Annotated in this window: 16 protein-coding genes; 8 read left to right on the top strand and 8 right to left on the bottom strand. The window is 71.0% G+C overall.

What is annotated here, in order from left to right; translation table 11 throughout:
* Positions 1-20: 20 nt before the first annotated feature.
* The 8 genes from ACIBQX_RS16555 to ACIBQX_RS16590 all read right to left on the bottom strand — a co-directional run bounded on the left by ACIBQX_RS16555 (position 21) and on the right by ACIBQX_RS16590 (position 7,377).
* Positions 21-911 carry an SDR family NAD(P)-dependent oxidoreductase gene (locus ACIBQX_RS16555; RefSeq protein ID WP_397005143.1) on the bottom strand — a complete coding sequence of 297 codons (891 nt, stop codon included), beginning with the start codon at positions 909-911 and terminating at the stop codon, positions 21-23.
* On the bottom strand, positions 904-1,698 hold the full coding sequence (locus ACIBQX_RS16560) for an N-acyl homoserine lactonase family protein (protein WP_397005145.1): 795 nt from the start codon (positions 1,696-1,698) through the stop codon (positions 904-906). The genes ACIBQX_RS16555 and ACIBQX_RS16560 overlap by 8 nt, the downstream gene beginning before the upstream one ends.
* Complete coding sequence (locus tag ACIBQX_RS16565; protein ID WP_397005147.1) at positions 1,695-2,639, bottom strand: DUF6282 family protein; 945 nt, start codon at positions 2,637-2,639, stop codon at positions 1,695-1,697. The genes ACIBQX_RS16560 and ACIBQX_RS16565 overlap by 4 nt, the downstream gene beginning before the upstream one ends.
* Entirely contained in the window at positions 2,636-3,742 is a 1,107-nt protein-coding gene (locus ACIBQX_RS16570; RefSeq protein ID WP_397005149.1) for an ABC transporter ATP-binding protein, read from the bottom strand. The genes ACIBQX_RS16565 and ACIBQX_RS16570 overlap by 4 nt, the downstream gene beginning before the upstream one ends.
* A complete protein-coding gene (locus tag ACIBQX_RS16575; RefSeq protein WP_397005151.1) occupies positions 3,739-4,527 on the bottom strand; it encodes an ABC transporter permease in 789 nt (262 codons plus the stop codon). Before ACIBQX_RS16575 ends, ACIBQX_RS16570 begins: the two co-directional genes overlap by 4 nt.
* Positions 4,524-5,441, bottom strand: coding sequence for an ABC transporter permease (locus tag ACIBQX_RS16580; protein WP_397005153.1), 918 nt, complete (start codon positions 5,439-5,441; stop codon positions 4,524-4,526). The genes ACIBQX_RS16575 and ACIBQX_RS16580 overlap by 4 nt, the downstream gene beginning before the upstream one ends.
* Positions 5,442-5,450: 9 nt before the next feature.
* Positions 5,451-6,503: an extracellular solute-binding protein gene (locus ACIBQX_RS16585; RefSeq protein WP_397005155.1), complete on the bottom strand. Its 1,053-nt coding sequence runs from the start codon at positions 6,501-6,503 to the stop codon at positions 5,451-5,453.
* A gap of 121 nt (positions 6,504-6,624) precedes the next feature.
* The gene (locus tag ACIBQX_RS16590) at positions 6,625-7,377 is read right to left on the bottom strand and encodes an IclR family transcriptional regulator (protein WP_397005157.1); all 753 of its coding nucleotides are present in this window, start codon (positions 7,375-7,377) and stop codon (positions 6,625-6,627) included.
* 245 nt (positions 7,378-7,622) lie between these two features.
* Between ACIBQX_RS16590 and ACIBQX_RS16595 the strand changes: the two genes are divergently transcribed.
* Genes ACIBQX_RS16595 through ACIBQX_RS16630 form a run of 8 tightly spaced genes read left to right on the top strand, consistent with a single transcriptional unit; the run spans position 7,623 to position 13,935 of the window.
* The gene (locus ACIBQX_RS16595) at positions 7,623-8,384 is read left to right on the top strand and encodes an HpcH/HpaI aldolase/citrate lyase family protein (RefSeq protein WP_397005159.1); all 762 of its coding nucleotides are present in this window, start codon (positions 7,623-7,625) and stop codon (positions 8,382-8,384) included.
* A gap of 13 nt (positions 8,385-8,397) precedes the next feature.
* On the top strand, positions 8,398-9,312 hold the full coding sequence (locus tag ACIBQX_RS16600; RefSeq protein ID WP_397005161.1) for a hypothetical protein: 915 nt from the start codon (positions 8,398-8,400) through the stop codon (positions 9,310-9,312).
* The gene (locus tag ACIBQX_RS16605) at positions 9,309-9,881 is read left to right on the top strand and encodes a carboxymuconolactone decarboxylase family protein (RefSeq protein ID WP_397005163.1); all 573 of its coding nucleotides are present in this window, start codon (positions 9,309-9,311) and stop codon (positions 9,879-9,881) included. The genes ACIBQX_RS16600 and ACIBQX_RS16605 overlap by 4 nt, the downstream gene beginning before the upstream one ends.
* Positions 9,882-9,913: 32 nt before the next feature.
* Positions 9,914-11,380, top strand: coding sequence for a flavin-containing monooxygenase (locus ACIBQX_RS16610; protein ID WP_397005165.1), 1,467 nt, complete (start codon positions 9,914-9,916; stop codon positions 11,378-11,380).
* A complete protein-coding gene (locus ACIBQX_RS16615; RefSeq protein ID WP_397005167.1) occupies positions 11,377-12,231 on the top strand; it encodes an SDR family NAD(P)-dependent oxidoreductase in 855 nt (284 codons plus the stop codon). Before ACIBQX_RS16610 ends, ACIBQX_RS16615 begins: the two co-directional genes overlap by 4 nt.
* Positions 12,228-13,148 (top strand): NAD(P)-dependent oxidoreductase, encoded by a 921-nt coding sequence (locus ACIBQX_RS16620; protein ID WP_397005169.1) that lies wholly within the window; start codon positions 12,228-12,230, stop codon positions 13,146-13,148. Before ACIBQX_RS16615 ends, ACIBQX_RS16620 begins: the two co-directional genes overlap by 4 nt.
* The gene (locus ACIBQX_RS16625) at positions 13,145-13,546 is read left to right on the top strand and encodes a cupin domain-containing protein (protein WP_397005171.1); all 402 of its coding nucleotides are present in this window, start codon (positions 13,145-13,147) and stop codon (positions 13,544-13,546) included. Before ACIBQX_RS16620 ends, ACIBQX_RS16625 begins: the two co-directional genes overlap by 4 nt.
* Positions 13,543-13,935, top strand: coding sequence for a carboxymuconolactone decarboxylase family protein (locus ACIBQX_RS16630; RefSeq protein ID WP_397005173.1), 393 nt, complete (start codon positions 13,543-13,545; stop codon positions 13,933-13,935). Before ACIBQX_RS16625 ends, ACIBQX_RS16630 begins: the two co-directional genes overlap by 4 nt.
* The last annotated feature ends 21 nt before the right edge of the window (positions 13,936-13,956 follow it).

The following is a 13,956-nucleotide window of genomic DNA, read 5'->3' on the forward strand; positions in this document are numbered from 1 at the left end:
GGGTGGGTTCCTTTCACTCGTCAGTCCGCCGGCGTCCACGCGCCCGCGCCGCCGCCGCGGGTCACGGTGTTGACCATGAACGCGCCGCCGTCCGCGGACACGACCTCTCCGGTGACGTACGCCGCGTCGTCGCCGAGCAGGAAGGCGACCACGCCGGCGATCTCGTCAGGGGTGCCGACCCGCCGCATGGGCACGGTGCCGCCCCGCAGCGACAGCGTGCGGACGCGGTCGGCGTGGCCGGACGAGGCGAACAGGCCGGTCGGCACCAGGCCGGGGGCCACCGCGTTCACCCGCACCCCGCGCGGCCCGCCGTACATGGCGGCGCCGTGCACCAGGCCCAGCACGCCGTGCTTGGACGTCTGGTAGGGAAGCTGGTCGTCGGCGCCGCGCAATGAGGAGATCGACGCGGTGACGACCACCGCGCCGCCCGTCTCCTGGTCGCGGTAGCACCGGAAGGCGGCGCGCAGCCCGAGGAAGACGCCGCGCAGGTTGACCGCGATGACCTGGTCGAAGTCGGCCGCCGCCACATCGGGCAGGGGCGCCATGGTGCCGAGCACGCCGGCGTTCAGGTGGTGCAGGTCGATCTTGCCGAACTCGTCCAGGGCCGCGGCGATGTAGGCGTCCACGCCCTCCTCGGTGGCGACGTCCGCGGCCACCGAGACGGCCAGACCGGGCAGGCCGTCCACCACCGAGGCGGCGGCGTCGCCGTCGACGTCCACCACGACGACGTCCGCCCCGTCCCGTGACAGGCGGCGGGCGGTGGCCGCGCCGATGCCGCTGCCGCCGCCGGTGACCACGGCCACCTTCCCGGCCAGCGAGCTCCTGAACTGCTCCTGCTCCAGCCCCTGTCCCTGCTCCTGCGGCTGCTTCTGCTGCTGCTCCTGCTGCTGGTCCTGCTGCTGGTCAGCCAACGCGCACCACCTGTCCGCCGGCGCCGAGCAGCGGCGGGAAGCGCCGCATCACGTCGGCGTCGTGCCCCGCCACCAGCACCTCGCCGGGCTCGCCGGTCATCTCGCGCAGCTGCTCGTAGGCGCGGTAGGTGCCGGTCAGGTCGGTGAGGTAGGTGAACGGGCGGTCCAGATCCACCTCCTCGTAGAAGTGCGCGGCGTCGGAGGCGAGCACGGCGTGGCCCGTCTCCGTCGCCACCCGCACGACGAGCTGCCCCGGCGTGTGGCCGCCGACCGGGATCACCTCGATGCCGGGCGCGACCTGGGTGGCACGTTCCACGAGCGTGGCCCGCCCCTGCGCGCGGACCTCGCGCAGGTGCGCGATCTCGTTCTCCTCGACGGTGCAGGCGAACTGCGGGCGATCGGCGTACGGGCCGGTCCAGAAGTCGAACTCCGCCTGCGCGATGACCACCTCGGAGGAGGGGAACGCGTCCAGGTTGCCCATGTGGTCGTAGTGGGCGTGCGTGATGATCACCTGGGGGGAGGCCTCGGCCCGCACGTTCAGCGCGGCCAGGGCGGCGAGCGGGTCGGCCAGCTCGACGCGCGGCAGGCGGTGCGCCTTGGTGGCGGCGTTGTAGCCGGTGTCGATCACCACGGTGTGCTGGTCGTTCCTGGCCACCCAGAGGTAGAAGTCCAGGTCGATGGGCGAGTCCGCCTCGCGGTACACGTGGTGGTTGAAGAAGGTCGCGGCGCGTGAGGTCGCGCGGGTGCCGTAGCGGATGGCCAGCACCTCATACGTGGTGCCGCTCATCGGCTCACCAGCCCGCCCGCGTTCGTGCCGAGCATGCGGCGGACGTCGCCCTCGGGCAGCCCCGCGTCCAGGAGGCCGCGCGCCCCGCGCCGGAACAGCGTGACGGGCAGCGGGTTGTTCTGCTGGCCGGAGTCCGACGACAGCACGGTCTGCTCGGTGCCGACCGCCTTGATGAAGGCCAGCAGCTCGTTCAGGTCCCTGCGGCGCTCGGGACGGCCGAAGTACATCACCAGGCAGTGCTCGATGTGCGCGCCCTGCCGGGCCCACTGCGCGGCCTGCTCGACGGAGGCTCCGACGACGAAGCAGGGATGATTGACCAGCATCCGCTGCACGCCCTCCTGCTTCGCGGCCTCGATCAGCTTGGTCGTCTCCTCGACGCCCAGGTGGCCGCAGGTCATGATCGCCTGCTCGGCCGCGATGACCGACAGGATGTCGCGCACCTCGGGCAGCACCTTGCCGTCCGGGCCGAGGATGGTGATCACGTCGTTGGGGCGCAGCTGCACGACGGAGGTGGGGAAGCCGGTGTCGTGGGTGCGGTGGTGGTCGATGTGCGCCGCCGAGGACAGGGTGGGGAACCACACCACCCGGCCGCCCATCCGCAGGGCCAGCTCGACGGCGTGCGGGTTCAGGCCGCCCACGGTCTGGTTGAGCGCGATGCCGCCGAAGACCCGTACCGACAGCTCGTCCAGCCCGGCGGGGCCGAGCGCCAGGATGTCGGTGACCATGCTGTGGTGGTGGGACTTGGCGACGATCGCCTCGAAGCCGGCGCCCTCGGCGTCCGTGGCGGCGTCCAGGAGGGTCATCCGCCTGGGGAACGGGCTCGGCCCGGGGTGCTGGTGCAGGTCCACGGCGCCAACGAGGAGCGCGTCTGCCTCCGGGTCGGGGTTGAGCCGGTCGCCGTCGAGCTCCGGGTCGAGCAGCGAGGCAGTGGGCGGGGTCATGCGGTCTCCTCGTTCGGATGTGAATCGGTCGACGCGGTCACCAGCACCTGGTGGGCGGGGTCCCAGTAGGCGGTCACGGTGCTGCCGGTCCTGATGCCGGTCATGATGTCGGGGGAAAGAACGGCGCAGCCCGTCGTGCCGTCGCCGTAGTCGAGCTCGGCGCGCTGGTGGGTGCCCTGGAAGAACACGCCGGTCACCCTCGCCGGGACGCTGTTCGCGCCGGTGGGCACGTCGGTGGGGGCGGCGGCCAGGCTCAGCCGTTCGGGGCGGACGACCAGGTCGCTCTCGGCGGGCACGCCGTCGCCGTCGCGCACGGCCCACTTGTGCCCGGCCCACTCGTACACGCCGCCGGGGCGCAGCCGGCCGGTGAAGAGGTTGGACTCGCCGAGGAAGCCGGCCACGAACCGGGTGCCGGGGTCGCGGTAGAGGTCGGCCGGGGTGCCGATGCGCTCGACGCGTCCGGCGTTGAAGACCGCGATGCGGTCCGACAGCGACATGGCCTCGTCCTGGTCGTGCGTGACGAAGACGAAGGTGAGCTTCAGCTCCTCGTGCAGGCGCTTGATCTCCTGCTGGAGGGTCTGCCTGAGCTTGCGGTCCAGTGCGCTGAGCGGCTCGTCGAGCAGCAGGACGGTGGGCGAGAAGACCACCGCCCTGGCCAGCGCGACCCGCTGCTGCTGGCCGCCCGACAGCTCGCTCGGCCGCCGCCCGCCCATGCCGGCCAGGTCGACCAGGCGCAGCGTCTCCTCCACCCGCCGGGTGATCTCCTCCTTCGGCACCTTGCGCTCACGCAGGGGGAAGGCCACGTTCTGCGCGACCGTCATGTGCGGGAAGAGCGCGTAGCTCTGGAAGACCATGCCGAACGCGCGCCGGTGCGGCGGCAGCGGCGCGATGTCGCGCCCGTTCAGCTTGATGGCCCCCGAGGTGATGTCGGTGAAGCCGGCGATCATGTTGAGCGTGGTGGTCTTGCCCGAACCGCTCGGCCCGAGCAGGGTGATGAACTCGCCCGGCGCGATGTCGATGTTCACGTGGTCCACGACGAGGGGCCCGGAGCCGTACCTCTTGCACAGATCCGTCAGCTCGATGCGTCCGTCTCCGGTGGTCATTGCCTACCTGCCTTTCCTCGGCGCGCGCCGATCACCTGCGCGAGCAGGATGGGGACGCTGACCAGCACGACCATCAGGCTCGATGCCGCCGAGATGGTGGGGTCGATCTGCACGGTCACACTGTTGAACATCTGGACGGGGAGAGTGAGCGTGCTGGGCGACTGCAGGAACAGTGCGATCACCACCTCGTCGAAGGAGGTGATGAAGGCCAGGACCGCGCCGGAGAGCACGCCCGGCAGCGCCAGCGGAAGGGTGATCTTCCTGAAGACGGACAGCGGCCCCGCGCCGAGGCTGGTGCCGGCCTTCTCCAGGGACGCGTCCATGCCCTGCAGGCGGGCTGTCACCGCGATCACCACGAACGGCAGCGCGATGGCCGTGTGCGCCAGCGCGATGCCGATCAGGGAGCCGGTCAGCGAGAGCCGCAGGAAGGCCGAGAAGACCACCAGGGCGATGAGGATGTTGGGGATGATGATCGGGGACAGCAGGAACCCGGTCGCCACGCCACGCGTCCTGGTGCCCAGCATGCCCAGACCCAGTGCCGCGGCGGTGCCGAGGGTGGTGGCCAGCAGGGTCGTCAGCAGCCCGACCTGCAGGGAGTTCAGGATGGCCGTGCTCCACTCGGGCGAGGTGAACAGCCGCTCGTACCACTGGAGCGACCAGCCCTCGGGCGGGAACTTGAACGTCTGCGACGAGGAGAAGCTCATCGGGATGACGACGAGCGTCGGCACCGTCAGGAACAGGCCCACGATCACGGACACGATCTTCAGCCAGGGACGCGCGTTCATCTGTCACCTCCTGCGGCCACGGCGTGCGCGGCGACCGCCGTGCCCGCGCCCGCCAGTCGCCTGCTGGCGCCCAGCGCGATCAACGTCACGACCAGGATGAGGACGCCCATCGCGCCCGCGCCGCCGAAGTCGAGCAGGTCCCTGGTGCGGACGCTGATGATCTGGGCGATGAGCGCGCTCTGCGGGGAGCCGAGCAGCGCCGGCGTGACGTAGAAGCCGAGGGCCAGCACGAAGACCAGCGACGCGCCCGACACCACGCCGGGGAGCGACAGCGGCAGGTACACCTTGCGGAAGGTCGACATGCGGCTGGCTCCCAGGCTCTGCCCGGCGAGCAGCAGGCGACGGTCGATCTGCTGCATGACGCTGAACATCGGCAGCACCATGAAGGGCAGGAGCACCTGGGTCATCGACAGGGCCACGCCCGTCGCGGTGCCGAGCAGCGTGACGCCGCTCAGCCCGACCAGGCCGAGGATGCCCTGCACCACGCCGCCGTCCTGGATCAGGACCATCCACGCGAAGTTGCGCGCCATCATGCTCGTCCAGAAGGGCACCAGCACGACCGTCACCATCACCGCCCGCGTGGTGGGACCGGCCAGCGTCATCATGTAGGCGTACGGGTAGCCGAGCAGCAGGCCCACCAGCGTGACGATCAGGGCGACGAGCAGCGTACGGCCCAGCACGCGCAGCGTGTAGCCGTCGGTGAAGAGCGAGAGGTAGTTGCCCAGGCCCGGTTCGGGGTCGGTGAAGCTGCCGATGATGATGTCGAGCAGCGGCAGCACGAAGAACAGGACCAGGGCGACGAGGGCGGGCAGCAGGAGCAGCAGCGCTGCGGCCCGCCGCCGCCGGGCCGCTGGGTGGCGGCCGGCCGGCGGCGCGGGGGCGGCGGTCGGCGGAGACGCGGTAGAGGCCGGCATCGTGGTTACCTAGCTGACCTTCCAGCTCGTCCAGCGCTTCGTGACCATGTCGGTGTTCTCGATCCACCAGGGCTTGTCCTGCTCGAGCAGGGTGCCGCGGTCGGGCAGGAACGCGTTGAAGTTCTTCTGCACGTCGCTGTAGCCGATGCTGGTGATGTCCACGTCGGTGCGCGCGGGCGCCGTCCCGGTCAGCTTGGCGTACGCCGTGGCCTGCGCCGGTTCGGTGATGAAGGCGAGCGCCTGCTGGGCCAGCGCCTTGTTGGCGGTGCCCTTGGGGATCACCAGGGCGCCGATGTCGACGGTGGTGAAGTCCCAGACGGCCTTGAGGTTGGCGCCGCTCTGGGCGGTCACGATGCTGCGGGCGGTCACGGTGAGGACCATCGAGCCCTGCTTGTCCACCATCATCTGCTGGATCGCGCCGTAGCTGGGGGCGAAGACCAGGGACGACTTGATGGTGTCGAGCTTGCGCAGCGCCCGCTCCAGGTCCAGCGGGTACACCTTGTCAGGCGCCACGCCGTCGGCCACCAGGGCGGCTTCGAGCAGGCCGCTCTTGGGATAGTCGTGCACGATGCGCTTGCCGGGGAAGCGTTCGACGTCGAAGAAGTCCGCGATCTTGCTGGGGGCTTCGCCCTTGAACATGTCGGCGTTGTAGCTGAACACGTTGGCGTAGCGGTAGGTCGGTACGAAGCAGTCGTGGGTGGTCCCGGGCGGGAACTTGCTCCGGTCGAGCTTCGGGTCGTCAAGCTTCTCGTAGAGCTCCCCGCAGTAGGCACCGGCGTAGATCCAGCTCATGTTGGCCAGGTCCCAGCTGGTGTTGCCTGACGCGACCATGGCCTTGACCTGGGCGGCGTCCGCGGGGCTCACGTTGACGAACTTGGTGCCGGTCTTGGCCGTGAAGGGCTCCTGCAGAGCCTTCTTCTCGTCCTCCTGGAACTGGCCTCCCGTGCTGGCCCAGGTCAGAGTGTTGGCGTTCGCGTCGGTCGAGGAGTTCGAGCCGCACGCCGCCGTGGCGGCCAGCAGCGCACCGGTGGCCATCAGGGCCAGAAGTTGGTTGTGCCTCATGTCGTTGCCTTTCTTGAGTGGAGAGCCGTCACGGCCAGGGGGACGTCACGGCTCCGGGTCCACCCCCGTCACTCGTCCGCGGCCGGCGCGCACCGGACCACGGCTGCGGGAGAGCGGTCGGTCACTCTCCCGCGCGCTCGAGTGAAGCGCTCAGTGCCTGGTGGATGGCCTGCGCGCCCTCACGCAGCGTCATCACCACATCGCTGTCGTCCTCTTCCGGTACGAGCTGGGTCACGCCGACCACTGCCAGCGCGGCCACGACACGGTCGGCGGCGTCCCGGATGGGCACCGCCACCGCTCGCACTCCCTCGTTGGCGCTCGATCGGATGGCGACGCCGGTCCTGCGTACCTCTTCAAGCCCGTCGGATTCCTGCCCGGCTTCCGCCGCCTCATGACGGAAGCGGTAGAAGGACTGGTCCTGGAAGGCGCGGAAGATACAGTCCTGGGCCGTCCCCGCCCGCAGAACGCTTCCTGTCCTTATCGAGACGTGAGCCGTCCGGCTGCTGTCCTCGTGCACCTGGGCCACCACCGCCTGCCGGCCGTTCCAGATCGTGAGGACGACCGTGTGCCGGACCCGCAGGCTGATCTCCTCCATGACCGGGCGAGCCAGGTTGACCACGCCCAGCCGGGACAGGGCCATGGTGCCCATCTCGGCGAGCAGCGGCCCGAACTCGTAGCGGTTGCGGTCACGGCGCTGGAGCAGGCCGTGGTTCTCCATCGAAGCCAGGTAGCGGTGCGCCGTGGACTTCCCCACGCTCAGCTCCTGGGCGGCGGACACCAGATCGATGGTCCCGGCCTCGCCGAGCAGCCGCAGCAGCTGGACCACTCGGGCGACGACCTGGAGGTCACCGCTGGGGATGTCGGGGATTGTCACGTGCGGCCCTCCCGCGTTCGACCCGGATCAACTTGTGTCCCGCAATGCGGTTCTTCGGTTCGCTCATCCGGTACGTCGGACTGTAGAACACGCCCCACCGGGGCCGTCAAGGTTTCTGCGACATTTCGACTTCAAGAAAAGTAGGTGTTCAAACAGGACTCTTGACGCAGAGCATCCAAAAGCCTACCGTCGCCCCTATCCCGCTTACTAGAACTCTCATCCCTCATAGAGGGACAGGAGGATCCATGCGCATGCTCCAACGCCTCCGCGAAAGCAACCGGTGCCTGATCGGGACCTGGGTCAAGATCCCCGCGCTGGAAACCGTCGAGCTGCTGGCCCGCGCGGGCTTCGATTTCGTGGTCGCCGACATGGAGCACAGCCCCATGACCCTGGAGTCCACCTACCGCGCGGTCGTCGTCGCCCAAGGGCTCGGCATGCACGCCCTGGTACGCGTGCCCGATGCCGGCGGCAGCCACCTGCAGCGCGTCCTCGACACCGGCGCCGACGGCATCCTCGTCCCGCACGTGACCGGCCCGGACGACGCCGGGCGCGCGATGAACGGCATGCTCTTCCCCCCGCGTGGCGGGCGCGGCCTCGGCACCACCTCCCGCGCCGGCGCCTGGGGGCTCGACTCCACCGCTGACTACGTCCGGCGAGGCGACGAGGAGACCCTGCGCATCCCGCAGCTCGAAGACCTCTCCGCGCTCGAACAGGCCACGGAGATCCTCGACACGCCAGGGCTCAACGCCGCCTTCCTCGGCATGGGCGACCTGACGATGTCCACCGGCCTGGCCGCCGACGACCCGCTCCTCCAGCGGCACACCGGCGAGCTCCTGGAAGCCGCCCGCGCCCGGAACGTGCCGCTCGGCACCGCCTGCCGGGACGCCGCGGCCGCGCGCCAGGCGGCCGAGCGCGGCTTCTCCTTCGTCATGATCGGCAACGACGCGGGCATCTTCGGCACCGCCGCCGCCGCGATCCGCCGCGACGCCGCCGTCTCCCACCCCTAGAAAGGACCCCACCATGCCCTACGATCCGAGCGACGCGCGCTCAGCCCTGCCCACCGCGACGGCGACGCGGAAACCGGCCGGCGTCTACTCGCCCGCGAGCCACGTGAAGTTCTACGAGCTGCCCCCCACCACCACCGACGGGGACACCCGCACCTGGTACGGCCGCAGCCAGCACCTGGTGATCGGCTACACCGACCTGGTCACCCCCACCGGGTTCACGGTGCCCGAGACCTCCGACGAGTGCGCCGTACTGATCCCCGAGGCGGACGCGTCCGCGACGATCACCATCGACGGGACGGCCACAAAGGTCGGCGGGCAGACGCTCACGTTCATCCCGCCGGGCGCCGCCGACGTCCGGCTCGACGGCGGCGGCCGGGTCATCACCATCTTCACCGCCCGCTCCGGAGCCGCCCCGGCCGAGGCCGCCAACGCCGCCGCCTACGACGAGCCGCACCCCGGCGTCGCCCCGCTGATCTCGTGGCCCGACCCGGTCGGCGGGTTCCGGCTGCGCACCTACGACCTCGACGTGCCCGGCCTGACCGAGCCCGCCTTCCGCATCTTCCGGTGCAGCTCGTTCATGGTGAACTTCACCCATCCCCGCACCGGCCCGCGCGATCCCGCCCGGATGTCCCCGCACTCGCACGACGACTTCGAGCAGTGCTCGCTCGTCATCGACGGCGCGTTCACCCACCACCTGCGCTGGCCGTGGACCACCGACCTGAGCCAGTGGCGCGACGACGAGCACGAGCACTGCGACAGCCCGTCGCTGACGATCATCCCGCCCCCCGCCGAGCACACCAGCCAGGCGACGGCCGCCGGCGTCAACCACCTGATCGACATCTTCTCCCCGCCCCGCACCGACTTCTCCCTCATGGACGGCTGGGTGCTGAACGCCGCGGACTACCCGATGCCCGAGGCCGCCTCATGAGCCGGATCCCCCCGATCGGCCCCGACGACCTCGACGCCCGGCAGTGGAGCATCTACGACGCGCTGGTCAACGGCCGCCGCGCCACCCAGACCAGGGCCTTCCCCATCGTGGACGAGAGCGGCGCCCTCACGGGACCGTGCAACGCCTGGCTGCTCAACCCCGCGATCGGCAGCGCCTTCGAGCAGCTCGGCGCGGCCGTCCGGTTCGAGATCTCACTCAGCGCCCGCAGCCGCGAGCTCATCATCCTCAGCGTCGCTCAGCACCGCGACAGCCCGTACGAGCTGTACGCCCACCGGCTCGCCGGTCCCGCCGCCGGACTGTCCCAGCAGGAGGTCGACGCGCTGTGCGACGGCACGGACCCCGGCTTCACGGACGAACGGGAACGCGCCGTGCACAAGACCGCCCGCATCCTGCTGCGCACCGGAGGGCTCGACGACGACGCCTACGAGCGCGCCGTCACCGCCCTCGGCACCGACGGGCTCTTCGAGGTCACGGTGATCGTCGGCTGGTATCAGCACATCGCCACGCAACTGGCCGTCTTCGACGTCCGGCCACCGGTCCAGCCCTGAAAGGGGGCCAGCTCGTGCCCGGAGGAACCAATGTGGCGATCATCGGCGGGGGCTTCGGCGGCATCGCCGCCGCCGTCAAGCTCCAACAGGCCGGGATCACCGACTTCACCATCTTCGAGCAGTCACCGGCCCCCGGCGGAACCTGGTGGGACAACCGGTACCCGGGCTGCGAGGTGGACATCCCCTCGCACGCCTACTCCTTCTCCTTCATGCCCTACGACTGGCCGCGCACCCACGCGACCCAGCCGGAGCTGCAGGTCTACGCCGAGGCGGTGGTGGACCGCTTCTCGCTGCGGCCCCGCTTCCGGTTCGGCGTCCGGGTCGAGTCGGTCGTCTGGGACGACGACGCCGGGCACTACCTGGTGACCACCGACGACGGCGAGCAGCGGCCGTACCGCTTCGTGATCAGCGCCGTCGGGCTGCTGAACGTGCCCCGCTACCCGTCGTGGCCGGGCCTGGACGAGTTCGGCGGCGTGTCGTTCCACACCTCCCGCTGGGACGCGGAAACGGATCTGACCGGCAAGCGGGTCGCCGTCGTCGGCACCGGATCCACCGCGGTGCAGATCGTGCCCGCCATCGCCCCGCTGGTCGAGCGGCTGGAGGTCTTCCAGCGCGAGCCCGGCTGGGTGGAGCCCAAGGGCGAGCGGACCTTCACCCCGGCCGAACGGGTCCGCTTCCAGCGGCTGCCCGCGCTGCGCCGGCTCTACCGGCTCAAGCTCTTCCGCGACTCGATGCGGCGCTTCAAGGCCTACGACACGGGCGGGCGCGAGCAGCGCAGGATGCGTGAGCTGTGCCTGCGCTACATCGACTCGGCCATCGACGATCCGGCCGTGCGCGCCGCGGTCACCCCCTCCTACCCGTGGGGATGCAAGCGGCCGATCTTCGCGAGCGGCTTCTACCCGGCGCTCAACCGGCCCAACGTCGACCTCGTGCCGCACGCGGTCACCAAGGTCACCGAGAAGGGCGTGATCGACGACCAGGGCACCGAGCACCCGATCGACGTGCTCATCCTGAGCACCGGCTTCCAGCCCACCAGGTTCCTGTCCGGGTTCGCCGTGACGGGCCGGCGGGGCAAGGAGATCCAGGAGTTCTGGGGCGAACGCCCCCGCGCCTTCCTCGGCGTGACCGTGCCCGGCTTCCCCAACTTCTTCATCATGTACGGCCCCAACACCAACGGCGGCTTCTCCATCATCGCCCAGCTCGAACGCCAGGCCGAGGTGGCCGTACGGGCCATCCGCCGGGTCCACAGGAGCGGCGCCAAGCTGGTGGACACCGACGAGCGGGCGTTGGACCGGCACGTGAGCTGGGTGGACCGCCAGCTCGCCAAGCACGCCTCGGCCATGGACGCAGGCTGCAACAACTACTACCACTCGTCCTCGGGCGCGAACGTCACCCAGTGGCCCCGCACCCACCTCGTCTACTACCTGCTGTGCCGCACGCTGCCCAGGCGCGGCCTGGTCTACCAGGGATGGCGGGCATCACCGGAGAGGAAGTCATGACCAGCAGATTCGAGGGCGCGGTCGCCGTCGTCACCGGAGCCGCCTCCGGCATCGGCGCGGCCACCGCGAGCCTGCTGTCGCGCCAGGGCGCGTCGGTCGTCGTGGTGGACGTCGAGCTGGAAGGCGCCCGGCGGGTCGCCGACGGGCTGGCCGGTCCCGCGCTCGCCGTACGCGCCGACGTGTCCGACCCCGACGACACCGACGCCTACGTGGCCGCCGCCGTCGAGCGGTTCGGCCGGGTGGACCTGCACCACCTCAACGCCGGCATCGTCGGCACCTTCGACCGGCTGCCCGAGATCAGCGTCGAGGACTTCGACCGGGTCGTGGCGGTCAACCTGCGCGGCGCCTTCCTCGGCGTCCGCGCCGCCTTCCGCCAGTACGCCGCACAGGGCGCCGGCGGGGCCATCGTGCTGACCGCGTCGATCGCCAGCCTGCGCGGCAGCCACGACCTGCTGCCGTACGAGTCCTCCAAGCACGGCGTGCTCGGCGTCATGCGCGGAGCCGCGATGTACGGCGGCCCGCAGGGCGTGCGGGTCAACGCCGTCGCGCCGGGGCTCGTCCCCACCGGCCTGTTCGCGGGCTCGGCCGGCAGCCCCGGCGCGGGCGACGACCTCAGGCGACGGGGCACGACCGTCCCGCAGCGGCGCACCGGCACCTCCGAGGAGGTCGCCGCGGCGGTGGCCTTCCTGCTCAGCTCCGACGCCTCCTACGTCAACGGCGAGGTGCTGTCGGTGGACGGCGGCTCCGCCTGGGTCAACACCGTCCGCCCCGGCGGCGGCGCCGGAGCGTGGGATCCCACCGCCGTGGACGAGGCGGCCCGCGTCATCACCCCGAAGGGAGCCGGTGCGTGAGCGATCACCACGAGAAGGGACGGCGCATGAGCGTCGGATTCGTCGGCCTGGGGAACATGGGCGGCCGCATCGCCCGCCGCCTGACCGACGCCGGGCACCCCGTACTCGGCTACGACCCCGCGCCCGGCAGCGCGGAGCGCGCGGGCGCGAGCCCGGCACGCGACCTCGCGGAGATCGCGGGCGCCGCCGACCAGATCCTGCTCTCGCTGCCCGACAGCCGGGCCGTGGAAGCGGTCGTGCTCGGCGAGGGCGGCCTCCTGGAGCACGCCCGAGCCGGCCAGACCATCGTCGACCTGAGCACCACCTCCCCCGGCTCCACCCGGCGCATCGCCGCGCTCGTGGCCGCCAAGGACGCCCGCTATCTCGACGCCGGTGTCTCCGGCGGCGCCGCCGCGGCCGAGCGGGGCACGCTCACGCTGATGACCGGCGGCGACCAGGAGGCGCTGGACCGGATCCGGCCCCTGCTGGAGACGTTCGCGCAGAAGATCTTCCACCTGGGCGGGCCGGGCACGGGCCACTCGGCCAAGCTGCTCAACAACTTCCTCAACGCGGTCAGCCTGGCCGCCACCAGCGAGGTCATGGTCGCGGGCCGCAAGGCGGGGCTCGACCCGCGCACCCTCCTGGACGTGCTCAACGCCTCCAGCGGCGCCAACTGGGCCACGGCCAACCGCTTCCCGCACATCGTCGAGGGCGACTACCTGGAGGGCGGCCTGACCTCCACCCTGATGACCAAGGATCTCGTCCTGTACGTGGACCACCTGCACGACCTCGGCGTCCCCACCCTGAACGCGGCCGGCCCGCTGGCCGCCTTCGGTCTGGCCGCCAACCTCGGCTACGCCGACCAGATCAGCAACCGCGTGGTCGACGCCATCGGCGACGTCTCCGGCGGAGTACGCGTACACGGAGGAACGTCATGAGAATCGTCCACGGACGCGCCGCCGGAGAGGTGTCCGTCGTCAAGTCCGCCACGTTCGTCGGCACCGTGTGGGCCGACCCGGTGCTGCCCACCACCGACGGCACCACGATCAACCTCGTCACCTTCACCCCGGGAGCCAGGACCAACTGGCACGAGCACGCGGACGGCCAGATCCTCCAGGTGCTGGCCGGGCAGGGCTGGGTCTGCGCCGAGGGCGGCCCAGCGGTCAAGCTGCTGCCCGGCGACACGGTCTGGGTGCCGCCCGGCGAGCGGCACTGGCACGGCGCGACCGACACCACCCTGATGACGCACACCGCCATCTCCCTCGGCCCCACCCACTGGTACGACGAGGTCAGCCCCGCCGACTACACCGCTGCCCACGATGAGGAGAACCGATGAGCGACCGTTTCGAAGCCGGCCTGGCGATGCGCAAGGAGGTGCTCGGCGAGGCGCACGTCGAGCGCTCGCTCGCCGCGGTGACCGACTTCAGCCGGCCCGTGCAGGAGCTGGTCACCGAGTACTGCTGGGGCGCGGTCTGGACGAGGGAGGGCCTGGACCGGCGTACCCGCAGCCTGCTCAACCTGGTCATGCTCACCGCGCTGAACCGTGGGCACGAGCTGGCGGTGCACGTACGCGGTGCGATCACCAACGGCGTCACGGAGGCGGAGATCCAGGAGGCACTGCTGCAGACGGCCGTCTACGTCGGCGCGCCGGCCGCCCTGGAGTCGTTCCGCATCGCCGAGCGCACCCTCGGCGAGCTGCGCGAAGAAGGGGTGAAGAGCCCCTGAACGCCACCCCGCTCCGCCCCG

Source organism: Nonomuraea sp. NPDC049714 (genome assembly GCF_044465295.1).
Classification (GTDB): domain Bacteria; phylum Actinomycetota; class Actinomycetes; order Streptosporangiales; family Streptosporangiaceae; genus Nonomuraea.